This is a genomic window from Vreelandella sedimenti (assembly GCF_013416325.1).
Classification (GTDB): domain Bacteria; phylum Pseudomonadota; class Gammaproteobacteria; order Pseudomonadales; family Halomonadaceae; genus Vreelandella; species Vreelandella sedimenti.
Window position 1 is genome coordinate 279,655 of record NZ_JACCGK010000002.1, and the last position, 21,315, is coordinate 300,969.

Sequence of the window (21,315 nt, forward strand, 5' to 3'; positions counted from 1 at the left end):
ACGCTATGGCAGATACCACCTGTCCCCATCAACATCGCTGGAATAAGGCATTGCGACGCACGCAGCAGCGTGTTAGCCATCTGCCTCGCTACCGCAATAGCGGCCGCGTCATTCGCGCGACGGGAATGGTGATTGAAGTGGTTGGGCTACGTGTCGCCGTGGGTAGCGCCTGTCGGATTGAATTGCCGGGCAGCGACGGTCGCTTGTCCGACAGCGATAGGCATGCCGAAGCGGAAGTCGTCGGCTTTTCTGGTGACAAGCTATTCCTGATGCCCTTGGAAGAGGTCATAGGGCTAATGCCTGGCGCTCGCGTCGCGCCTCTTGATGAAAGCGGCAACAACAGTGCCCGCCGCTTCCCTATGGGCGATAGCCTGCTGGGCCGAGTACTGGATGGCAACGGCAATCCGCTTGATGATCGGGAGGGCATCGATGAGATACCTCGAGCAACACTCAGCTCGCCGCCGCTTAATCCGCTTTCTCGCGCGCCAATTGATGCGCAAATTGACGTCGGCATTCGCGCTATTAATGCGCTGCTTTGCGTAGGTCGAGGTCAGCGTATGGGGCTATTTGCAGGCTCCGGGGTGGGCAAATCAGTATTGCTAGGCATGATGGCACGCTACACCAAGGCCGACGTCATTGTGGTGGGCTTGATTGGTGAGCGGGGCCGTGAAGTACAAGACTTTATCGATAACATTTTGGGCCCGGAGGGTCGACGGCGCGCTGTCGTCGTTGCCGCCCCCGCTGATACCTCACCGCTACAGCGTTTACAGGGTGCCGCGTATGCGACTCGCCTGGCGGAAGGTTTTCGTGACGAAGGTCGCGATGTCCTGCTAATCATGGATTCGTTAACCCGGTACGCCATGGCACAGCGGGAAATTGCCCTGGCCATTGGTGAGCCACCCGCTACTAAAGGTTATCCGCCGTCGGTTTTTGCAAAGCTGCCCGGCTTAGTGGAGCGCGCAGGTAATGCTGAGCGTGGTGGTGGTTCCATTACGGCGTTTTATACCGTGCTAACCGAGGGCGATGACCAACAAGATCCTATTGCCGATTCTGCTCGCGCCATTCTAGACGGGCATATCGTGCTGTCGAGAACGCTAGCGGAAGCAGGTCATTATCCGGCCATCGATATTGAAGCTTCAATTAGCCGCGCAATGACCTCCATCGCCTCAGCCGATCAGCTTCAGGAAGCACGAGTGTTCAAACAGCTCTTCTCGCGCTACCAGCGTAACCGGGATCTTATCAGCGTGGGGGCCTACAGCCCTGGCCATGATCCCCAGCTCGACGAAGCAGTGAAACGCTTTCCATCGTTGGAAAACTTCCTTCAACAGAATATTGATGAGTGTGCAACGCTTGCCGATGCTCGCCAAGCGCTGCACGCACTGGTAGGAGGACGCACATGAGTACTTCCCAGCTCGAAATGTTAACCGACTTAGCCAGAGGCGCCCGCGACCAAGCGGGTAAAGTACTGGCAAAAGAGCGACAAACGGAGCAACAAACGACCGCTCAGTTACAGTCGCTACTGAGCTACCGGGCGGAGTACGCTGAGCGCTTGCAGAAAGCGATGCGTGACGGCATTGACCCTGCCACTATGTACAACTATCAGCAGTTCTTAGCCTCTTTGGACGCGGCCCTAAGCCGCGCTCGACAAGCGTTAGCGTCTCAACAGGCAAGCGTTGAACAGAGTAAAAAGAACTGGCAACAAGAGCAGCGAAAGCTCTCTTCCTACGATACACTGGCGTCGCGTCGACTACTTGAAGAGCACCGTCGCAGTGAACGTCATGAACAAAAAACTAACGATGACTTGGTGACAAGCCGCGCGGCTCGTCAGCATAACGACACTCCGCATTAGCGGGGCCAGGGAACTGAACATGAACATTCACCAGTTGCTTTCGGTCAGCCAAAATTCGCCTCAGACGCAGACTCAAGGCACTTTCGGCCAACAAGACACAGCTAAGGGCGTATTTCATCAAACGCTGTTGCAAGCGTCTGGCGCTCAGCGATTCTCAGCGTCTGCTTTCAGTGAAGCTGCTGCGTCTCATACGACACGATCGCAAGCTCAGCTAAATGAACTCAGCTCTCTTTTGTCGGATGCATCAGTTGACGATGTAGAAAATTTGAGCGAAGTCCTGCAAACCCTGGGACTGGATGTCAGTGAGCGCGATTTGTCTGAATTATTGGCTCAGCTGCAACAGCCGAGCTCAGATGTCAGCCTAGAAAAGCTAGGTCTAGATGCTGGAGAAGCATCGACTCCCCTTGACGAAATTGCCGGCCGTCTCGCGCTAATGGCATCCTTTACTGGAAGTAGCTCAGAGGCGCAGTTGGAGTCTTCAATCACTCCAGCAGCGCTTGAAGCAATCGCCGAACAGCTGAATATTAACCAAACGGAAGCAGCTCAGCTTGTCTCCACATTAAATGGGCTGGTTGGCCAGCAACAAGGCGTTCAAAGTGTGCCCGTTGATTCGGCTCGCTTAGCCAATGCACGATCACCTGCTATTGGGGTTCAGGCAAGCTCCAGGCAAACTGATACTTTCTTTACTCAAATGCACACTGGTAATGCAGCTCAGCAGGTTAACTCCCCTACTGCAGCCACTCAGATCAGTAGCGAAGCCCTGATGTCCGTTCTATTGACAGGAGACGGGGCTTCGAAAGCAAGCCCGAGTAGTGAGCACTTGCTTACTGGATTAGCATTAAATACCGGCAGCAGTCCGTTAGCTGCATCGCAATCTGCCCAAGGCTTTTCGCCCAATGTCACACCGACAGCGGCCACTTTAGCAACACCTGTCAACAGCCCAGCCTGGCCACAACAGTTAAGCCAGCAGTTAGTACAGATTTCACAGCGTGGTGGCGAACAGCATGTTCAGATGCAATTGAGCCCTGCAGAATTAGGGCCACTGTCTATCTCCCTGAAGTTTGGCGAACAGGGAGCGCAAGCACACTTTTTGTCCGCCCATGCCCAGGTACGCCAAGTGCTCGAACAGGCGATTCCCCAGCTAAGGGAAGCGCTGGCCGAGCAAGGCATTTCGCTAGGCGAGACATCGGTTGGCGAACAGCGTGACCCCAACGCGCAGGCTTTTGCTCAATCAGGCGGTAAACAGGGTACCGAGGCTGGGAGCGACAACGGCGACATAGGCTTGGATGAATCACTTACCCAAAGCGCCGAGCGCAGCCCGCTAAGACTGGATGGGCGGGTCGACCTATACGCCTAAGCTAAGCGCTGACACCAGAGTGCATAACCACTAGAACTACGTTAATTAATACGCTCATAAATACGTACGTGAAATAGCTAAACCAAAAGATAGGCTTGCCAAATAAGCCTGTTCATTTCATCACCAGCATGCGCTTTAGGCATAATACATTGCTAGTGATACGCATGGAGTTCACAGGAATCGCAAATGGCAGAAAAAAGCGGCGGGTCAAAAAAACTGCTCTGGATAATGATCATCCTGGTCTTGCTGTCGTCAGCAGGCGCAGCGGCAGCTATTTATATGGTAATGGATCAACGTGATGACGGTTCAGCAGATGCAGAGATGCAGCAAGCGATGGAACGCGAGCCGCCTATTTTTATGCGTATTGAACCCTTTACCGTCAATCTTGCCGATGACAGTTATGGCTCACGCTTGCTCTATACAGGCGTGACTCTTCGTGTGGGTAATGAAGAGAGCAAAGCAATTCTAGAAGAACATATGCCTCAAGTGCGAAGCCGTTTGCTGATGCTGCTTTCCGGCAAGCAGGCTGATGAACTTACTTCCTCGGAAGGTAAGCAGCAGCTTGCACAAGCGATTGTTGATCGACTCAACGTCCCGCTAACGGAGAATCAGCCACCACTTGATTTGCGTGAAGTTTTATTCACCGAATTTATTGTGCAATAACCTCGGGAACTGGAGCCGTTCATGTCACAGGACGATCTACTGTCCCAGGAAGAAATAGATGCCCTGCTAAAAGGCGTTAGTGGAGACGATGAGCCCTCGGCTTCATCTTCCCATGCGTCAGATGAAGCCCGGGTTCGCCCTTACGATCCATCGACCCAACATCGCGTTATTCGTGAGCGTTTGCATGCGCTTGATTTTATCAACGAGCGCTTTGCGCGCTATTTTCGTACTGGCCTGTTTAACCTACTGCGGCGTAGTGCGGACATTACCGTCGAGTCAGTTCGCTATCAAAGCTTTAGCGAGTTTTCACGCAATGTTCCCGTGCCTACCAACCTGAACATTGTGTCGATGAAGCCACTGCGGGGGTCTGCGCTCGTCGTATTCCCCCCCAATCTCGTTTTTATGGTGGTTGATAACCTTTTCGGTGGTGACGGTCGTTTTGTCACTAAATCGGACGGACGGGAGTTCACTAATACTGAACAGCGTATTATCCAGCGCCTGCTTAATCTCGCCATTGATGCATACCAAGAGGCCTGGAAAGTCGTTTATCCGCTGGATGTCAGTTTTTTACGCTCAGAAGTGCAATCAAAGTTTGCCAACATTACCAACTCTCCCAATGAAATTGTGGTGAATACCAAGTTCAACATTGAAGTTGGCAACCTATCTAGCAATTTTCAGATATGCATGCCGTACGCCATGATTGAGCCGCTACGTGACTTACTAGCTAACCCAATTAATGACAGCAATCACGACCAAGATGGTACTTGGTCGCGCCGAATGGCGAGTGAGCTGCGTCAGTCGGAAGTGGAGCTAGTCGCTGAGTTTGCTCAAATACCCAGCCGTATCGCCCATGTGATGGGGTTGAAAAAAGGCGACGTGCTGCCGTTAGACATTCCAAGTTCAATCACCGCAAGCGTTGACGGGGTGCCCGTCATGGAGTGCGAGTACGGTAGTCAACGTCAACAGCATGCACTGCGTGTGTTACATATGATTGACCATGCCGCTATGAATAATGCATCGTCCAAGGACTTCATTAAAGGGTCTACGCGACAGAAAGCCAAGGAATCCAAAGCATGACTGATCCCAATAAGCCTGATCAGAACGTCTCTGACGACGATTGGGCGGATGCCATGTCCGAGCAAGAAGAACCCACATCCAGCGCCGATGCTGCTAGCGAAGAGGAAGATCCTTGGGCAGCCGCAATGGCGGAGCAAGAATCTGCTGAAGAGAACGAAGAAGAGACAGCCGCTGTCCCAGAGCCCAAAGCACCTGCAGCGAAAGCGGCAAGTGAGGATGTCTTCCGTCCGTTGAGCCCAGACAGCGGCTCTTCCCAAGCGCGTGAGCTCGAGATGATCATGGATATCCCGGTGAAGCTCACCGTGGAACTCGGCCGTACAAAGCTCACGATTAAGCAGTTACTGGAGTTGGCGCAAGGGTCTGTTATTGAGCTTGAAGGGCTCGCCGGAGAGCCGATGGATATCTTGATTAACGGCTACTTGATTGCTCAAGGCGAAGTTGTCGTGATCGAAGATAAGTACGGCATTCGGATTACTGAAATCATCACGCCTTCTGAACGCATTCATAAATTGAACCGATGAGCGTTGCCACCTCTTCGACGCAGAATGGTTCGCTCGATGCACTAGGTAACAGTGGCGAGGCATTGGTAGGCATGGCCGTTTTAGGCAAGACTGCCGCGGCTTTAGCTCTCGTTATTGCGATCATTTTAATCTGTACAGCGCTTTTAAAGCGCTGGAGCAACCATACCACGCGCCATGGCGCCCACCTTCGTATTGTGGGCAGTACGGCTGTGGGAAATCGTGAGCGTGTCGTGATTGTTGAAGTAGAAGATACCTGGTTGGTTGTTGGCGTGGGAGGTGGTCGAATTACCAAACTCCACGAGCGCCCGGCCCCTGAAGAGCGCCCGCCAACCGCATCAGTTCCGCCTTCCTCACGCTTTGCGCGTCGTTTATCCAAAGCGCTAGCCGCAGGCCGTCGCGACTCGTCTGCGCCCACCGATCCACATCAGACGCCATGAGGTACCGGATGCACCTTCTTTGGCCCTGTTTTTTGAAGAACCGTTTTTTGAATAGCAAAACGGCTAAACCGTTCATGATGTGGCTTTTGTTTGTTGTCGCGTGTTTTATCGCCAGCCCTGTACATGCACAACAGATTCCCGGCATTGTTTCTCAGCCGCTCGATGACGGGGGCCAGCAGTGGTCGCTGTCGCTGCAAACCCTGCTTTTCCTAAGTTCTCTAGCGTTTTTGCCTTCCATGCTGCTGATGATGACGAGCTTTACGCGTATCATCATTGTGCTTAGCCTATTGCGTACAGCGATGGGCACCCAGGCAACGCCGCCCAACCAAGTGTTGTTAGGGATAGCACTATTTTTAACTTTTTTTATCATGTCCCCCGTATTGGCCCAGGTATATGACAATGCCTGGGTGCCGTTGACTAATGAGACGATAAATTTTGAAGAATTTTTACTGCTGGCTCAGGATCCATTTCGGGAATTTATGCTCGCTCAAACCCGAGAGCCGGATCTGGCACTGTTTGTTCGCCTAGCCGATGTGGGGCCAATGCAAGGTCCGGAAGAACTGCCAATGCGTGTCTTGCTGCCCGCCTTTGTCACCAGTGAACTGAAAACGGCCTTTCAAATCGGCTTTACCATTTTCATTCCGTTTTTGATCATTGACCTCGTGGTGGCCAGCACATTGATGGCATTGGGGATGATGATGGTTCCGCCCATCACTATCTCATTACCTTTTAAACTGATGCTGTTTATTTTAGTGGATGGTTGGCAGCTTATTATTGGTTCGATGGCAGAAAGCTTTTACATGATATAGCGCTTTCTACTGCACATTGATTATATAGCCCACAGGAAACCCAGCTATGACACCCGAAATGGTGATGAGCATTGCTTATCAAGGAATGCGTGTAACGCTTCTGCTGGCTGGCCCCATGCTGTTGGCGGCGCTATTCACCGGCCTTATCATCAGCCTGTTTCAAGCCGCGACTCAGATAAATGAAATGACACTAACCTTTATTCCTAAAATTCTGGCTGTGTTCGCGGTGCTGGTATTAGCAGGCCCATGGCTGATTGGCTTAATTACCGATTTTACTCACCGCCTATTTACCAATATCCCTAGTATGGTGATGTAGCGCTATGGTGGAAGTCACTTTCGCACAGCTGCAAGGGTGGTTAGTGGCTTTTTTATGGCCGTTTGCACGCATTACAGCGTTCATGGCAGCCTCGCCTCTATGGGGACACTCCAGCGTTCCCAACCAAGCCAAAGTGGGCCTGGCCGCCCTAATTGCCATCGTTATCGCGCCGATTTTACCAGCTATGCCGGATATAGCTGTAATGTCCTGGGCGGGCATGGGGATTATGATCGAACAGATTCTGATCGGCTTGGCGATGGGCCTCGTCATGCATATCATGTTTGCGGTCGTTCAAGCGGCGGGGGATTTTATTGGCCTGCAAATGGGCCTGGCGTTTGCGAGCTTTTTTGATGCCTCGAGTGGTACCAATATTATGGTGCTCTCGCGCATTCTCTACATGATCACTCTGCTCATGTTTTTGGCCATGAATGGTCATCTGATGGTGCTTGAAACCTTGATTATGAGCTTCCAAACGCTACCCATTGGCATTGGGACATTCAACCCAGATGCGTTTATTTTATTATCTCGTTATGCGGGCACGATTTTTGCCTCGGGAATGTTATTGGCGCTACCGCTGGTAGGCTCCCTGCTGACCATCAACCTGGCGCTGGGCATACTGAACCGTTCTGCCCCCCAGCTCACCGTCTTCAATATCGGCTTTCCTACCTCTCTTATCGTGGGGCTAATATTAATGATGGTGCTCATGACCGACATTAGCCGCTTTCTACAGCGGTTGTTTACGCAAGGCCTAGGGTTTATGCAGACGTTAATCGAAACGATGGCGCCCTTAAACTGAAATCCCCTTGCTTTCATGACCTTTTAGCCATAAAAACAAGGGAATAAGCAGAACTCCACAACACGTAAGTGATAAAGTGTCGTATATAATTGAACTACTACATATAGTTAAACAGCGATAAGCCTTTAATATCTACAAACGCTTTTTGTGCTGCCTGCATACCTACTTGGCGCAAGCTATACTCAGAAATTGCTTCGGTATAATCCAAATCAACTAAATCCGATAGCGTTTGTTCGTAGTTCAGCATTCGATTACTGCTTACCGAATCGATAACGTCAAGCTCATTCAAACGAGCCCCTGCGGAAGCGCGCACAGTCAGAACATTATCCAAACTGTTGTCCAGATCGCGCATAGCAGTATTCAAAGTATTGCGCTGATCGGCTTTTTTGGTGGCATTATCAGCAGGGTTTTCTAATACTCGAATGGCTTCTTCCATAGTGCGAAACAGGTCGGCGCCACGAACATCACCCCCTGATTTAGCAACCAGTATTTCATCATTCGGCGCAGGTGTGCCTTCAAGGCTAATCGATAAGCCTCCGAATTCTAATGAGAGAGCCCCCTCTTCGCTAATATCATCTGTCCAGTTACCAGAGCTTAATGCTGCACCATCCGTGTCGTTGTCCACCCAAGTATCCGTTTCATTATCAAATCGTTGAACCTGATATGTTGGATCAGCAGCAGTTCCATCAAAACTGACACGGTAATCACTACCGTAATCAGCGTCATTGACGTCAAGAGTTTGGGGCCCGCGAAATGTCACATTACCTTGATTCAGAGTGCCATCTTCTTTCTTTGCTTCTGCTACATATCCAGCACCACTGGGTACACTTTGGAAGATAGTCACGCCATTATCAGCTACCGGTATCAAGCGCGTAGAATCTACACGCTGTTCGCGTGTATTCGTATCGCCTCTATATTCCACACTACCGTCAGCAGACTTCACAAAGGGCGGAGTATTATCTTTATAGCCACCGAACAAGTAGCGCCCATTTCCATCAGTTGAATTGGATTGGCCCAGCAACGTTTCATAAACGCCTTTGAGTTCGCTAGATATGGACTCACGATTTTCGTCAGTCAGCGTGTCGCTAGACGCCTGAATCAACAAACCTTTCGCACTAGTTATCGCATCACTAACGCTATTGATAATGCTTTCAGTCTGGGACAGTGAATTACGGGCAGATACGCGAGAATCTGAAAACTGTTCAGTAACCGCCTTTGCCTGATCAACGCCAATCGCCCGCGAGGCGGCCTGTGGATCGTCGGATGGGTTAACCACACGTCGGCCGCTGGCAATCTGCTGACTGACCCTCATCAGGTCACTTTGTTGGCGGTTCATGGACGCCGTGCTTTGCTCGAACATGGTAACGGTACTAATACGCATCACTTAAACTCCCGAATTAACCGCGCAGGTTCAAGATGGTGTCCATCAGCGTGCCTGCGGTGTCAATTACACGCGCATTGGCCTGATAGTACTGCTGATAACGGATCAAATTAGCGGCTTCCTCATCTAAATTAACCCCTGACTCGGACTGTTGCACAGCGATCAGTTGATCCGTAAGCCCTTGACGAGCATCTAAATTGACTTCTGTGATATTGGTTCGGTTACCAACATCGCTCACCATCGAAGCGTACGCACCAGAGACTGTAGCGCTACCCCCCACAACTGATTCGGCTTGCAGATTCTGCAGCGCTAGGGCATTGCGGTTATCGCCACTGGCAAAAATAGTCTGGCTAACGGTTAATGACGACGTTTCACCTGCATCAGGAAGGTCGCCAACCGTAAAGCTGATACCATCAACTTCAATCTCATCGCCCCCTTCCAACTCAACGTCTGGTAAGTCTGATGCATCAACATTGGTACCGTTAACCATTATATTCGCTGCCGGAGTCAGTGTCAGGCTACCGTCCGAATCTACCTCAAATTGGTATTTTCTGTTATCCGCAAAAGCGTCTGAAGATATACCTAAATCGCTAACGTTTAAATCACCCTCACGCTCAAACGAGTTACCCGTGTTATTTCCTACATTAATAAAACCTGCGTCACCTGCAGCAATCTTATCCACGTCAGCAATATTGGTATCCATACCATTGGCGGCACGCCGTACCGGCTGAATTTCAAAGCGATCACCATCTTGCGGCACACCGCTGAACTCAATGCTGACACCACCAAAATTTAATTCGCCATCGTCATCCCAGGCGTCTTGATCGAAATCTACAACCTGCCCATTGTCTTTACGGGTAACCACGGGCTCACCAGCCTCAAAACTGACGGTATAGTCAGTTGCCCTAAGGGCATCAACTTGATCGGGGTCAAATTCAGCGCTAGTGATATTGACGGCAGGTAAACTATTATTCTTATCGGCATACGTTTGCGGGGCGCGCACTGCAAAGAAGTCTTCACCCTGGTCACCGTTAAGATCTACACCTTGCTTATGCTGCTCATTGAAAGCAGTCGCCAACGACACAGCCAGTTGACCAATTTGGTTCTGCGTCTTATCTAAGGTTTCTGAACGGAAAGACATCAAGCCTCCCAATGCCCCGCCTGTTATCGTCGACTCATCTAGCTGAACGACGTTACCACCACCATCCCGATACCCCACCACCGTGCGCTGAGGGTCATAATCCGCTTGCACTGCTTCTAGTTGGAACGAATTGGTTCCTGTCACCAGCGGCTGACCATTGGGCAGGCTAACATTGTAGGTTTTGCCATCCTGAATATTTAGGCGCAAATCCATACGTTCATTAAGCTCTGATACCAATTGATCACGCTGGTTGAGCAGGCTATTGGGTGCTTCCCCACTCCGAGCGCGAGCCAAAGCAATCTCTTTATTTAAACCAGCGATCTGCTCGGTGGTGTTATTAATCTGGGTAATTTCATCCTTGATCTGGCCATTAATATTGCCCTGCATATCTTGCAGGTAGCCATCAAAGGAGCGGAACTGTGAACTCAGCGTATTAGCTTGGCCAAGCACGCCCTGGCGAGCCGCTGGGTCGGAGGGTGAGGCCGCTAGGTCTTCTAACGATGAGAAAAAATTCTGCATCAGCGGAGCTAAACCGGCTTCACGATCAGCCAGCAGATTATCGATTTGCGATACCTGGCTATAGTAAGTGTTTAAGGCGCTTGACTGAGTTTTTGCGCTATTTAACTGGTCAGCTACGTACGTATTGAACTGGCGCTCGATATCATTGACACGAACCCCGCCACCTACGCGCCCCTCACCCAACTGGGCCAACTCCCGATTATAGCCAGGCGTATAGACATTACTAATATTATTACTGCTTGTATTCAGGGCATTCTGCGCGGCATTGAGGCCGCTTAAGCCGATCGAAAACATGCTCATGGTTCACAATTCCTTAGGCCGATACCTATCACTACTTCAATTATCGGCGCTGCACAGAAAAACTTGAGGAAAGGGCTAGCGAGCGTCAGCCAGGAAATTTCCCTCAGCGTTAAGCGGCCCCATGTTATTCATCACTGCGACTAACTTTTCAGCGTAGAGCGGATCAGTAGCATACCCGCCGGCCTGCAGCTCACGCGCGGCCTGCTCAGCGGTGGGTGCTTGAACAACCCCAGCATAACGAGGGTTATTGCCGATTAGGCTGGCATAATCAGTAAAAGCGTGTTCAAACGAGTCATAGACACGGAAGGTGTCAACCACCTGCGTTCGCCGCCCATTAATATATTCATGAGTCACAATATCGGTGGTTTCGCCCTGCCAATGGCTACCGGCTTTGATACCAAACAGGTTATGGCTATTGTTGCCATTGCGAGTCGCGATTTCGTGCCGTCCCCAGCCTGTTTCTAACGCCGCCTGGGCCAAAATGAGTTCAGCAGGAACGCCGGTAGATGCACTGGCCGCTTGGGCTGGTGCCGCTAACGTTTGAATAAATTGATCTACGTGAGCAGAAGCCGTCGATTGCGCTCGCGGGTTTAGCGCAGACTCATCTACCGCATTCCCCTTCTCAACGCCTTGGCGAATGGCCTCTAGCTCGGCTAAGAATCGACCGCTGCCCTGCTCATGCTGGGTTTCAATCGTATCAGGATTAGCCGCGAATGAATCGTCAAGCACACGCGGGGTGCCACGAGGGATGCCTGCTATCAATGCTTGCAACTCTTGATCCGCATCTGGCTGCGCTTTTGAGATGGCTCCTTGGCGCTCCAGTTGCTCAACAAGTACATCTGCAAGGCCCATTCCACGCGAAGCCATCACCTGTGACCACTGTTGATCCAGCATCGATTGATAGGTATCCGTCGCACTACTGTTCATCAGTCCTGAACTAGGTGTCGCCTCACGCATACTCTTCATCATCATCTGAATAAATAGCGCTTCAAACTGCTGGGCTGCACCACCCACGCCAGCCTCAGGGTCGACGCGTGCAGTGTGTTGGAGCCGCTGAAAGCCGTTCATGTCCAGGGCGAACTGACTGGTCATATCACTCGCACTCATTAAATGACCTCCAGTTCTGCACGTAGCGATCCCGATGCTTTTAACGCTTCCAGAATCGACATTAAGTCTTGAGGGGTAGCGCCTAACGCATTCAATGCATTGACCACTTCGTTGAGCTGCGCGCCCTCTACAATTTGCAGATAAGCCTCTTGCTGCTCAATATCAATATCTGCGTCGGGCACCACAACCGTCTCGCCCTCGCCAAACGGATTCGGCTGGCTAACGCCAAACTGGGTATCAATCATGATCGACAGACTGCCGTGAGCTACGGCTGCTTCCCGCAGTGTAACGGCACTGTTCATCACTACCGAACCGGTGCGTGAGTTCAGCACGACGCGTGCCGGAGCCTCCGTTGGTGTGACCTGAACGTTTTCAATGCGCGCCATAAAGTTGACCCGCGCATTATCATCAGTAGGACCGTCAAGGGCGATTACTCGGCCATTACGTGCATAAGCTACCGACTGGCCAAACTCGTTATTAATCGCCGTTACCATGCGCTGAACGGTGCCAAAATCAGAGTCGTTAAGCTGTAATTCAAGCATGCCACCATTGCCACCTAGGTTAAGCGGTACTTCCCTCTCAACCAGTGCGCCATTGGGAATACGTCCCGATGCCTGCTGATTGATTTGCACACTACTGCCACCCGCTTGGGCGCCAGCACCGCCCACGAGCATGTTGCCCTGGGCAATGGCATAGGTATCACCATCAGCACCTTTTAAAGGTGTCATCAACAGCGTTCCACCGCGCAAGCTGCGTGCGTTGGCTATCGACGAAACGACTATATCTAGACGCTGGCCCGGCCTTGAGAACGGCGGGAGATCAGCGGTCACCATCACCGCAGCTACGTTGCGCAGTTGCAAGTTCGTGCCTGCAGGCACGGTCACCCCAAGCTGGGACAACATATTGGTCAGGCTTTGGCTTGTAAAGGGCGCCTGGGTCGTTTGGTCACCGGTACTGTCGAGGCCGACGACCAAGCCGTAGCCTACCAGTTGGTTATCTCGAACGCCGGCAAAGCTTGCCAGTTCCCGAACGCTTTCCGCCTGAGCAGGCAAAGCCAGCGCGCACATTATCACTAAGGTGGTCAGTTGAATAAGCCAAGCGTTGATGGCTTGCCGACAGTTAATCCACACATTTCTTAACCGCATCACGATAACCCGCTGTCCCGCGTTCATTGGTCGACCTGCCATTGAAGGGCCTGTCTGGCGTAGCTCTGTCATTGATGGCTCCCCATAGAGCTAGAACGGCGAGACGTTTAAGAAGAAACGTTGTAGCCACCCCATATGCTGCGCTTCATTAATATAGCCGTCACCAACATACTCAATTCGCGCATCCGCTACCTGAGTGGAAGGAACGGTGTTTTGAGCGGTAATCGTACGTGGGTTAACCACGCCGGAAAAACGAATAAACTCAGTTCCCTGATTGATGGCAATTTGCTTCTCGCCACGCACACGTAAATTGCCGTTATTCATTACTTCTAACACCGAAACCGTGATCGTACCGGTAAAGGAGTTATTGGCCTGCGACCCGCCACTACCGGTAAAGTCATTTTCCCCAGAAATATCGTAGCCATACTCGGCAAGCACATCGAGAATATCCGGTAGTTGTGCAAGCTCAAGGCTAGCGCTTCCACTACGGCCCGCATTGGATTGCGAATTCTTGCTCGCGCTCACTTCCTCATCCAATACGATGGTCAAAATATCGCCAATTGACCGTGGCCGACGATCTTCAAAAAGTGGCTGATAACCTTGCCTTGCCTGGTAAATAGAACCATTGGGGATGGGTGGCGGGCGATCAACAATGCTGATCTGTTCTTGCTCACCCACCACTGAAGCTCTTGGAACTTGAGCGCAGCCTGCTACAACTAATAAAAAAAGCACCAATCCTGCTAGTGCAATACGACGTGACATGCGGTGCAACTCCAGCATAACGCAACCTATAAAGTAAGCCCGGTGAGTAACAACCGTTACAGCTGGCTTAAGCGTGCCAACATTTCATCGCTAGTGGACACCGCTTTGCTATTAATTTCATAGGCTCGCTGGGTCTGAATCATATTGACCATCTCTTCAACGACATTGACGTTAGATGTTTCCACATACCCTTGGAACAGCCGACCCGCACCATTCATCCCCGGCATATTCTCATTGGGCGCTCCAGAGGCTCCCGTCTCTAGATAGAGGTTGCCACCAATACTTTGTAGACCTGCTGGATTGATAAAGGTACTGACGCTGATTTGTCCCACCTCATTATCAACCGCAACGCCTGGCTGGCGTACGCTCACCGTGCCATCTTCACCAACATTTACCGACAACGCATTGGCCGGTAAGAAAATGGCAGGTTCAACAGGGTAGCCATTGGCAGTGACCATTTGACCATTCTCATTAAGCTGAAAACTGCCGTCGCGTGTATAGGCAGTCGTACCATCTGGCATCAACACCTGAAAGAAACCTTCGCCATTGATCGCGAGATCCCGTGAGTTTTCAGTCTGCTCTAACCCACCTTGAGTATGCAGACGCTCAGTGGCCACGGCTCGCACACCGGTGCCCACCTGCATGCCAGACGGCAGCCGATCTTGGATATTATTTTGAGCACCGGGTTGACGCATGTTTTGGTATAGCAGATCTTCAAACACTGGACGTGAACGCTTGAAACCATTGGTACTCACGTTAGCTAGATTGTTCGAAATCACATCTAACTTGGTTTGCTGAGACTCCAAACCCGTTTTAGCTGTCCATAAGGACTTAATCATAATTATGCTCCCTTGACCGACTGACTTACATCAGCACTGAATGGCCAACATCAACCTTGAATGGATAGAATCCCGTTGGCGCGCTGAGCATTTTCATCAGCGGTGCTCAGCACTTTCATCTGCATGTCATAGCGGCGTGCCACATCGATCATTGAGACCATAGCATCGACAGCGCTGACATTACTGCCTTCCAATGCACCACTCACCAACTTGGCATTTTCGTCGGCAGGCAAGGCCCCTGGCTCACCTTCTTCATTAGGAGGCGCACGAAAGAGCCCGTCCTCCCCGCGCGTCAACACGCCCTCTTCAGGCGCCACCAGCTTAATTCGGCCTACCTCGACCAGTGCTTCCGGCCCTACACCTTCGGGAATGGCACTAATCGTCCCATCGGCGCCAATCGATACTTGCGCCCCTTGCGGGATAGCAATGGGGCCACCTTCGCCCATTACTGGTCGCCCAACGCTGAGCAACACCCCGTCACTGTCTATCTGCAGGTCGCCACGCCGTGTATAGGTTTCAGTACCGTCATTCGCTTGCACTGCCATCCATGCGTCGTCCTGCATAGCGACATCAAGCGTACGCCCGGTATACTCGACCGGGCCCTGGGAAAAATCACTGCCAGGCGTGGTGGTCACCGCAGAGGTACGCGTTGCCAGTAACGCTTCGCCCTGAACGGGCACCGCTCGGGCAGCCTGTAACTGCCCACGAAAACCTGTAGTGCTTACATTCGAGAGGTTGTTACTCACCACCGACTGCTGATCCATAGTGTGCTTAGCACCACTCATGGCGGTATAGAGCATTCGATCCACGGTACTTACTCCTTAACTTAGTGACCGATCATTAAAGGTTAATGATGGTCTGCAGGAGCTCGTCCTGGGTACTGATCGTTTGCGAGTTAGCCTGATAAGCGCGCTGGGCAATGATCATATCTACTAGCTCGCTTGCCATTTCAACATTGGACGTTTCGACAGCACTCGGCTCAATCATGCCAAGCAACCCTGTGCCCGGAGAGCCAACTAATTCTTGGCCTGAAGCGCCTGTGGAAGTCCATAGGTTATCGCCTTCGGGTTTTAGGCCCTCAGGGTTGCGGAAGCTAACCAACGCTACTTGTCCAGCAGCGCGGGACTGCTCATTAGAGTAGTTGCGCATAATCGTACCATCGCTTTCGATAGTAATCCCCACCAAAGCACCTGATGTATAACCGTCTTGTACCGTATTATTAACCGTTGAGTCATTCGCAAATTGGGTTGAACCCTCAAAACTCATTGCAACATTTAATTCCTCTAACGGGTTACCAGCCCCAAACTCAACGTCGTCAAACACCGCAGCATTGGTATTATCCGCTTGAAGCGTTCCATTCTGATTAAATACTAAGCTCCCTAGGTCGACATCATAGTTGCCCCCACCGGCTGGCCCGCCAGACATACGCCCGTTAACGGCCCATTGATTGTCAGCACTTTTTGTAAAATATAGTGAGAGGTTTCGTGCGTTACCCTGAGAGTCAAATACGGTGGCGTTAGTAGAATAGTTATAAGTGTTGGGGTTTTCTGCATCAAAAGGAGTTGTAGCAACATCAATAATCGGCTGCCCTGAGTCCAAATTTAAAGATACATCTAGCTCAGTGGTTGCGTTAGCTTGTAGGTCACCTGGTGGCACCTGCATCGGCTGCACATTACCACCAGCCTGCACATTACCCTCTGCATCTGCAGGATAGCCCATTATTTGGGCACCCTGGGCATTAACTAAACGGCCATCTGACGTCATGGTTAGCTGGCCGTTACGGGAGTAGCCCACTTCGCCATTTGTTTGCTGGAAACGAAAGAAGCCTTCGCCCGCAATGGCGAGATCCATATTGCGATTAGTGGATTCCACATTACCTTGGCTAAAATTCTGCAGCACCGTAGAAGTACGAACACCAAGCCCGATGCGCGATTCAGCATATACATCAGCAAACTGGACGTTAGAACTTTTAAAACCAACCGTCTGCGAGTTGGCAATATTGTTACCCACCGCACCTAATTTTTGTTGCTGTGCGCTTAGACCACTGAGTGCTTGTGAAAAGCTCATGATGTTCCCCTAAGAAAGCTGTGTTTAATCAAATGCTGTGGTTAATTAATTGCTGTTTTTAATCAACAATTAAAGAATTTGTTTAACGTCATTCAGATTGATTTGACCGTAAATAGCGCCCAAATCCAGCCGAACACTGCCACTACCGTCATTAGGCGTAACGCTGTTTACTACAGCGTACTGCAAAGCTGTGGATTCGATTTTTTCACCTTCAGCGTCGGTCGCTTCTAATTGAACCGAATATCGACCACTGGCAGCTGCTTCTTTCTGCTCATTGAGACCGTCCCACTGGAAAGATTGAACGCCTGCATCTAGCGCTTTGAGGTCAAGAACTCTAATGACCTGACCACCCTCTCCCACAATCGTCGCTTTAACATTCGCCGCCGGCTCGGCCAGCTCTATGCCAAAGGGCGTGGTGTAAGAATTACCATCTTCATCCTGCTCTACTAAAACATCCTTGCCGGAAACCATAACGCCTTTGCCGATTAGACCGCTCGCCTGCAGTGCCTGATTGGCATCCATTTGACTGGTAATACCTTCTAGCGTGCTATTCAGCTCCTCAATACCACTAACCGTGTTAATTTGCGCTAACTGCGAGGTCATTTCCGAGTTTTCCATCGGATTGAGCGGATCCTGATTCTGCAATTGCGTAATCAGCAGCGTCATAAAGCTTTCACGCAGCTCATCAGACTGGCGGGCAGAGAGGCCATTAGCACCACCGCCATTTATGTTATTCAATACACTCGTATCGACATTCATGGTTTACCCCTCACCCAGTGACAGCGTCTGCATCAACATCTGCTTACTGGTATTAAAGACTTCAACGTTGGCTTGATAGGAGCGCGAGGCAGAAATCATATTGACCATTTCATGCACCGGCTCAACGTTGGGCTTTGCCACATAACCCTCTTCATCTGCCGCCGGGTGGTTGGGCATATACTCCATCCTCAGGGGCGAGTCATCTTCCACCACCTCGGTGACGCGCACGCCGCCAACGCCATAGCGGTTACCCTGTGACTGGGTCTCAAACATCACCTGCTTGGCTCGATAGGTTTCACCATCAGGCCCGGCAACACTGTCGGCATTGGCCATATTGCTAGCGGTAACATTCATGCGCTGGGATTGGGCACTCATTGCCGATCCAGCAATATCAAACGTAGAGAACATCGACATCGTGATTAACTCCTCACTAATTTAGACAGGGTCACTCGGGCTGCATGGCATTTTTCAGCCCCTGAATACGGCTATTGAGCATCGTGAGCCCGACTTGATAACGAACAGCGTTATCTGCAAACTGCGTGCGCTCACGATCCATATCAACCGTATTTCCATCCAAACTAGGCTGGTCGGGAATGCGGTAAAGCAAATCGGGGTTGCCCGCTCCTCGCCATGCGGGGCCTTCTCCAGCAATATGGCTACCAGAAGTACGCGCTAAAGTCATACCGCCTCCGGTATGGCTAGATGCACTCTGAGTACCGTCTACTGCTTTTTTCAGCTCACTAGCAAAGTCAATGTCACGCGCCTTATAGTTAGGCGTATCAGCATTGGCGATATTAGCCGCCAACACCTCGTGACGCGCTTGACGTAACCCTACTGCTTGCTGATGAAAATTAAAGGCAGATTCCAGTTGATCAATCATGCCGACCCTCGCGTTGAGGCAAAAAATAAAATGGATTTTGTTGATGGTGAAGAATACGTCTGGAGCTGTCAGCCTAAAGCATGGAACAGCTGGCGTTTCCACCAGCATTTCACGTGATACGGCTACTACCTTTTCGCTACACTGGACGATGAATTCTCCTCGTTACGTTCCTTCTTCAGCTCCCAAGTAAGCGGCCTCCCCATGCTCCGACAGCGCTTTACTAAGCCAAGCACGCTTCGCTTTTGGCAATTAGCCTTCTTCTGGGCAATCCTAAGCGTTACTGCCTTCACCAGGATTCAAGCTGATGACGACAAGCTTCTCCAACAAGTGCATCAATTTTTGTACGAAGAGACACAGGCATTAGGCGAGGAAGTGGTCATTGACCTACGGCCACCCTCTCCGCATTTGCCAGAGTGCGTTCAGCCAGAACCTTTTTTGGCCAACACCAATCAAGCACCCTTGGGCCGCGTTTCCGTTGGGGTGCGTTGCGGTGAAGATGGCCGGCAAGTTCGCTATTTGCAGGCGCAGATTGATGTCATTGGTGATTATGTGGTGGCAGCCAGGGATATTGAGCGTGGCACACTGATTACATCAAGCATGCTTAGCGAACGCGGGGGCAATCTCGGCGATCTCTCAGCTCAGGCTTTGACCGCTGAAGAGGATATCGTGGGTAAAATAGCTCAGCGCCCTATTCGTAGTGGTAGTGTCTTTTTAGCGCATTACTTACAAGCGCCTCATTTAGTTGAACGTGGGCAGCGCGTTACTGTCATAGCTCAAGGCTCTGCCTTCCGAGTTTCACGCGAAGGCGAAGCACTAGAAAATGGTGCTCTTGGTGAGCAAGTTAGAGTTCGTTTTGGCTCACGAGAAATCATGACTGCTCGTGTCGCCGAGCGTGGCATTTTGGTAGTGGATTTTTAATTCGCAGCCTAAAGTTGGGCCCAATGCTGCCGATATACTGTTATACAAGCTACACTAAGCGCCAAGCGCATCGACGTTGACGATGAGGCAGACAACGTGAAAATTGATAACATTAATTCGCTATTACGCTCAAGCCAAGCCCAGCAGCGTGATGAACCGCAAAAGGCTGATAGCGTATCTCCCGTCGCACCGGGCGGCGCAGCTCGCGAATCGACTCAACTGAGCCAATCAAGTATCGATGAATCTCAGGACATCGATACTGCTAAAGTTGAAGAAATTCGTGATGCTATACGTGAAGGTCGCCTTGAAATGCGCGCCGACCGTATCGCTGAGGGCTTAATTGCTAATCTTAAAGATCTATAAGGGGACGCTGTAAATGAGCCTTGCATCCTTGCTTACCGACCAGCAACAGCGCCTTGAGGCGTTAGTTTCGCTGTTGTCCAGCGAGCAAAATTTATTGACGCAAGGTGATATTGACGGTGATGCATTATCGCAAGTTGCACTAGACAAACAGTCATTATTGGCCGAACTCGAGCGCATTGAGACTGTGCGGCGCAATGTGCAAAAACGCCTTGGTTATGCCGAAGGCGCAAACGGCGCCAAAGCGGCAGCTCATGATGCTGGCTGCCTGACAGCTTGGGAAAGCTTGCTTGAAAAAAGCGAGCGAGCCGCGCGCATGAATGAGCTAACGGGCCAGATGCTGTCAGTACGAATGAAGCATAATCAGGCAATGCTCGATTATATTCGTCAAATCGCTGAAAAAACGCTCTATAAACCTGATGGACGCAACAGCGCCCAACCTGGCAGAATCAACGCTTCTGCCTGATACCTCCCTCGACAAGTCCTCAGCATGACGTTTCAATGAAAGCCCACTCTCAGCGGCAAATCAAAGGACGATCATGTTCAATTTATTGCCTCATCATTATACAGCGGTGGTTGTAGGCGCATCTGGGGGGATAGGTGCTGCTATTATTAATCAGCTACTCTCTTCCTCTCAGGTCGGCCATGTTATTGCTGTAAGCCGCCAACCATCACGAATTGATAATCCCCGCCTTACTCACTTAGTGCTTGATGTTTCCCAGGAGGCGGGCAGGCTGACACTTAAGAAAGCGCTGGTCGCCCAGCCAATTCACCTCTTTTTCAATGCCATCGGCACCCTTCATGATGAATCGCGGCAACTGCTGCCTGAGAAGCGCCTTGATCAGCTTAGCGTTGAAAATCTAGCGCAGATAATGAACATCAATGCATTTACGCCGATATTACTTCTCGCGGCACTGCAAGACTCTTTCAAAGGGACATACCCTACAGTGGTCGCCAGTCTTTCCGCGCGGGTTGGCTCCATCGAGGATAATCAGCTAGGGGGCTGGTACAGCTATCGTGCCAGTAAAGCAGCGCATAACATGCTCCTTAAAACGGCATCCATTGAGCTCAAGCGGCTTAATAAGCAGTCCACCGTGCTCTGCCTGCATCCAGGTACCACTGATACGGCACTCTCCAAACCCTTTCAAGCAAGAGTTCCACACGAGAAGCTATTCACACCCACATTTGTAGCAGAACAGCTGCTAACAGTTATCGCCCAGCGAACGCCTGATGATAGCGGTACTTTTTGGGCTTGGGACGGACAACCTATTGAGTGGTGAGGTGTGAGGTTTCTATTCACTATTCACGACTT

At 51.0% G+C, this 21,315-nt stretch carries 25 protein-coding genes; 14 read left to right on the forward strand and 11 right to left on the reverse strand.

Translation table 11 applies throughout. The features are described from left to right. Positions 1 to 5: 5 nt before the first annotated feature. The 10 genes from fliI to fliR all read left to right on the forward strand — a co-directional run bounded on the left by fliI (position 6) and on the right by fliR (position 7,825). A complete protein-coding gene (gene fliI, locus HZU72_RS03410) occupies positions 6 to 1,400 on the forward strand; it encodes a flagellar protein export ATPase FliI (protein ID WP_235975968.1) in 1,395 nt (464 codons plus the stop codon). Then, positions 1,397 to 1,849: a flagellar export protein FliJ gene (fliJ, locus tag HZU72_RS03415; RefSeq protein WP_180090529.1), complete on the forward strand. Its 453-nt coding sequence runs from the start codon at positions 1,397 to 1,399 to the stop codon at positions 1,847 to 1,849. The genes fliI and fliJ overlap by 4 nt, the downstream gene beginning before the upstream one ends. A gap of 19 nt (positions 1,850 to 1,868) precedes the next feature. Then, positions 1,869 to 3,206, forward strand: coding sequence for a flagellar hook-length control protein FliK (locus HZU72_RS03420; protein ID WP_180090530.1), 1,338 nt, complete (start codon positions 1,869 to 1,871; stop codon positions 3,204 to 3,206). Between the two features lie 186 nt (positions 3,207 to 3,392). Continuing rightward, positions 3,393 to 3,869, forward strand: coding sequence for a flagellar basal body-associated protein FliL (fliL, locus tag HZU72_RS03425; protein WP_180090532.1), 477 nt, complete (start codon positions 3,393 to 3,395; stop codon positions 3,867 to 3,869). Between the two features lie 21 nt (positions 3,870 to 3,890). Beyond that, on the forward strand, positions 3,891 to 4,946 hold the full coding sequence (gene fliM, locus HZU72_RS03430) for a flagellar motor switch protein FliM (RefSeq protein WP_180090534.1): 1,056 nt from the start codon (positions 3,891 to 3,893) through the stop codon (positions 4,944 to 4,946). Beyond that, positions 4,943 to 5,467: a flagellar motor switch protein FliN gene (gene fliN / locus HZU72_RS03435; protein ID WP_180090536.1), complete on the forward strand. Its 525-nt coding sequence runs from the start codon at positions 4,943 to 4,945 to the stop codon at positions 5,465 to 5,467. The genes fliM and fliN overlap by 4 nt, the downstream gene beginning before the upstream one ends. Then, the gene (fliO, locus tag HZU72_RS03440; RefSeq protein ID WP_180090537.1) at positions 5,464 to 5,904 is read left to right on the forward strand and encodes a flagellar biosynthetic protein FliO; all 441 of its coding nucleotides are present in this window, start codon (positions 5,464 to 5,466) and stop codon (positions 5,902 to 5,904) included. The genes fliN and fliO overlap by 4 nt, the downstream gene beginning before the upstream one ends. Before the next feature lie 74 nt (positions 5,905 to 5,978). Further along, positions 5,979 to 6,713: a flagellar type III secretion system pore protein FliP gene (gene fliP / locus HZU72_RS03445; protein WP_180090538.1), complete on the forward strand. Its 735-nt coding sequence runs from the start codon at positions 5,979 to 5,981 to the stop codon at positions 6,711 to 6,713. A gap of 46 nt (positions 6,714 to 6,759) precedes the next feature. After that, positions 6,760 to 7,029 (forward strand): flagellar biosynthesis protein FliQ, encoded by a 270-nt coding sequence (gene fliQ / locus HZU72_RS03450; protein ID WP_027958744.1) that lies wholly within the window; start codon positions 6,760 to 6,762, stop codon positions 7,027 to 7,029. A 4-nt stretch (positions 7,030 to 7,033) separates the two neighbouring features. Further along, entirely contained in the window at positions 7,034 to 7,825 is a 792-nt protein-coding gene (fliR, locus tag HZU72_RS03455; protein ID WP_180090539.1) for a flagellar biosynthetic protein FliR, read from the forward strand. Between the two features lie 97 nt (positions 7,826 to 7,922). Here the strand turns inward: fliR and flgL are convergent, their stop codons facing one another. The 11 genes from flgL to flgB all read right to left on the reverse strand — a co-directional run bounded on the left by flgL (position 7,923) and on the right by flgB (position 18,725). Then, the gene (gene flgL / locus HZU72_RS03460) at positions 7,923 to 9,206 is read right to left on the reverse strand and encodes a flagellar hook-associated protein FlgL (RefSeq protein ID WP_180090540.1); all 1,284 of its coding nucleotides are present in this window, start codon (positions 9,204 to 9,206) and stop codon (positions 7,923 to 7,925) included. Between the two features lie 16 nt (positions 9,207 to 9,222). Continuing rightward, a complete protein-coding gene (gene flgK / locus HZU72_RS03465; protein ID WP_180090541.1) occupies positions 9,223 to 11,166 on the reverse strand; it encodes a flagellar hook-associated protein FlgK in 1,944 nt (647 codons plus the stop codon). Between the two features lie 75 nt (positions 11,167 to 11,241). Further along, a complete protein-coding gene (gene flgJ / locus HZU72_RS03470; protein WP_180090542.1) occupies positions 11,242 to 12,273 on the reverse strand; it encodes a flagellar assembly peptidoglycan hydrolase FlgJ in 1,032 nt (343 codons plus the stop codon). Beyond that, on the reverse strand, positions 12,273 to 13,340 hold the full coding sequence (locus tag HZU72_RS03475; RefSeq protein ID WP_235975975.1) for a flagellar basal body P-ring protein FlgI: 1,068 nt from the start codon (positions 13,338 to 13,340) through the stop codon (positions 12,273 to 12,275). The genes flgJ and HZU72_RS03475 overlap by 1 nt, the downstream gene beginning before the upstream one ends. Positions 13,341 to 13,508: 168 nt before the next feature. Then, positions 13,509 to 14,198 (reverse strand): flagellar basal body L-ring protein FlgH, encoded by a 690-nt coding sequence (locus HZU72_RS03480; protein ID WP_180090543.1) that lies wholly within the window; start codon positions 14,196 to 14,198, stop codon positions 13,509 to 13,511. 38 nt (positions 14,199 to 14,236) lie between these two features. Further along, positions 14,237 to 15,019 carry a flagellar basal-body rod protein FlgG gene (gene flgG / locus HZU72_RS03485; protein ID WP_180090544.1) on the reverse strand — a complete coding sequence of 261 codons (783 nt, stop codon included), beginning with the start codon at positions 15,017 to 15,019 and terminating at the stop codon, positions 14,237 to 14,239. Positions 15,020 to 15,069: 50 nt separating this feature from the next. Further along, the gene (locus HZU72_RS03490) at positions 15,070 to 15,828 is read right to left on the reverse strand and encodes a flagellar basal body rod protein FlgF (RefSeq protein ID WP_180090545.1); all 759 of its coding nucleotides are present in this window, start codon (positions 15,826 to 15,828) and stop codon (positions 15,070 to 15,072) included. A gap of 31 nt (positions 15,829 to 15,859) precedes the next feature. After that, positions 15,860 to 17,086, reverse strand: a complete 1,227-nt coding sequence (flgE, locus tag HZU72_RS03495; RefSeq protein WP_180090546.1) for a flagellar hook protein FlgE — start codon at positions 17,084 to 17,086, stop codon at positions 15,860 to 15,862. A gap of 69 nt (positions 17,087 to 17,155) precedes the next feature. After that, positions 17,156 to 17,845 (reverse strand): flagellar hook assembly protein FlgD, encoded by a 690-nt coding sequence (locus tag HZU72_RS03500; RefSeq protein ID WP_180090547.1) that lies wholly within the window; start codon positions 17,843 to 17,845, stop codon positions 17,156 to 17,158. A gap of 3 nt (positions 17,846 to 17,848) precedes the next feature. Continuing rightward, positions 17,849 to 18,259, reverse strand: a complete 411-nt coding sequence (flgC, locus tag HZU72_RS03505) for a flagellar basal body rod protein FlgC (protein ID WP_180090548.1) — start codon at positions 18,257 to 18,259, stop codon at positions 17,849 to 17,851. Positions 18,260 to 18,290: 31 nt separating this feature from the next. Beyond that, entirely contained in the window at positions 18,291 to 18,725 is a 435-nt protein-coding gene (flgB, locus tag HZU72_RS03510) for a flagellar basal body rod protein FlgB (protein WP_180090549.1), read from the reverse strand. Positions 18,726 to 18,926: 201 nt separating this feature from the next. On the opposite strand from flgB, the gene flgA reads away from it, so the two are divergent. The 4 genes from flgA (at position 18,927) to HZU72_RS03530 (ending at position 21,283) form a co-directional block, all read left to right on the forward strand. After that, entirely contained in the window at positions 18,927 to 19,643 is a 717-nt protein-coding gene (gene flgA, locus HZU72_RS03515) for a flagellar basal body P-ring formation chaperone FlgA (protein ID WP_180090550.1), read from the forward strand. Between the two features lie 96 nt (positions 19,644 to 19,739). After that, positions 19,740 to 20,006: a flagellar biosynthesis anti-sigma factor FlgM gene (flgM, locus tag HZU72_RS03520; protein WP_180090551.1), complete on the forward strand. Its 267-nt coding sequence runs from the start codon at positions 19,740 to 19,742 to the stop codon at positions 20,004 to 20,006. Positions 20,007 to 20,019: 13 nt separating this feature from the next. Then, the gene (locus HZU72_RS03525) at positions 20,020 to 20,469 is read left to right on the forward strand and encodes a flagella synthesis protein FlgN (protein WP_180090552.1); all 450 of its coding nucleotides are present in this window, start codon (positions 20,020 to 20,022) and stop codon (positions 20,467 to 20,469) included. Between the two features lie 73 nt (positions 20,470 to 20,542). Next, entirely contained in the window at positions 20,543 to 21,283 is a 741-nt protein-coding gene (locus HZU72_RS03530) for an SDR family NAD(P)-dependent oxidoreductase (protein WP_180090553.1), read from the forward strand. Positions 21,284 to 21,315: the final 32 nt, after the last annotated feature.

Coding starts and splice junctions, on each gene's coding strand:
- fliI (WP_235975968.1), top strand. CDS start 6: ATGGCAGATACCACCTGTCCCCATCAACATCGCTGGAATAAGGCATTG.
- fliJ (WP_180090529.1), top strand. CDS start 1,397: ATGAGTACTTCCCAGCTCGAAATGTTAACCGACTTAGCCAGAGGCGCC.
- HZU72_RS03420 (WP_180090530.1), top strand. CDS start 1,869: ATGAACATTCACCAGTTGCTTTCGGTCAGCCAAAATTCGCCTCAGACG.
- fliL (WP_180090532.1), top strand. CDS start 3,393: ATGGCAGAAAAAAGCGGCGGGTCAAAAAAACTGCTCTGGATAATGATC.
- fliM (WP_180090534.1), top strand. CDS start 3,891: ATGTCACAGGACGATCTACTGTCCCAGGAAGAAATAGATGCCCTGCTA.
- fliN (WP_180090536.1), top strand. CDS start 4,943: ATGACTGATCCCAATAAGCCTGATCAGAACGTCTCTGACGACGATTGG.
- fliO (WP_180090537.1), top strand. CDS start 5,464: ATGAGCGTTGCCACCTCTTCGACGCAGAATGGTTCGCTCGATGCACTA.
- fliP (WP_180090538.1), top strand. CDS start 5,979: ATGATGTGGCTTTTGTTTGTTGTCGCGTGTTTTATCGCCAGCCCTGTA.
- fliQ (WP_027958744.1), top strand. CDS start 6,760: ATGACACCCGAAATGGTGATGAGCATTGCTTATCAAGGAATGCGTGTA.
- fliR (WP_180090539.1), top strand. CDS start 7,034: ATGGTGGAAGTCACTTTCGCACAGCTGCAAGGGTGGTTAGTGGCTTTT.
- flgL (WP_180090540.1), bottom strand. CDS start 9,206: ATGCGTATTAGTACCGTTACCATGTTCGAGCAAAGCACGGCGTCCATG.
- flgK (WP_180090541.1), bottom strand. CDS start 11,166: ATGAGCATGTTTTCGATCGGCTTAAGCGGCCTCAATGCCGCGCAGAAT.
- flgJ (WP_180090542.1), bottom strand. CDS start 12,273: ATGAGTGCGAGTGATATGACCAGTCAGTTCGCCCTGGACATGAACGGC.
- HZU72_RS03475 (WP_235975975.1), bottom strand. CDS start 13,340: ATGTGCGCGCTGGCTTTGCCTGCTCAGGCGGAAAGCGTTCGGGAACTG.
- HZU72_RS03480 (WP_180090543.1), bottom strand. CDS start 14,198: ATGCTGGAGTTGCACCGCATGTCACGTCGTATTGCACTAGCAGGATTG.
- flgG (WP_180090544.1), bottom strand. CDS start 15,019: ATGATTAAGTCCTTATGGACAGCTAAAACGGGTTTGGAGTCTCAGCAA.
- flgE (WP_180090546.1), bottom strand. CDS start 17,086: ATGAGCTTTTCACAAGCACTCAGTGGTCTAAGCGCACAGCAACAAAAA.
- HZU72_RS03500 (WP_180090547.1), bottom strand. CDS start 17,845: ATGAATGTCGATACGAGTGTATTGAATAACATAAATGGCGGTGGTGCT.
- flgC (WP_180090548.1), bottom strand. CDS start 18,259: ATGTCGATGTTCTCTACGTTTGATATTGCTGGATCGGCAATGAGTGCC.
- flgB (WP_180090549.1), bottom strand. CDS start 18,725: ATGATTGATCAACTGGAATCTGCCTTTAATTTTCATCAGCAAGCAGTA.
- flgA (WP_180090550.1), top strand. CDS start 18,927: ATGCTCCGACAGCGCTTTACTAAGCCAAGCACGCTTCGCTTTTGGCAA.
- HZU72_RS03525 (WP_180090552.1), top strand. CDS start 20,020: ATGAGCCTTGCATCCTTGCTTACCGACCAGCAACAGCGCCTTGAGGCG.
- HZU72_RS03530 (WP_180090553.1), top strand. CDS start 20,543: ATGTTCAATTTATTGCCTCATCATTATACAGCGGTGGTTGTAGGCGCA.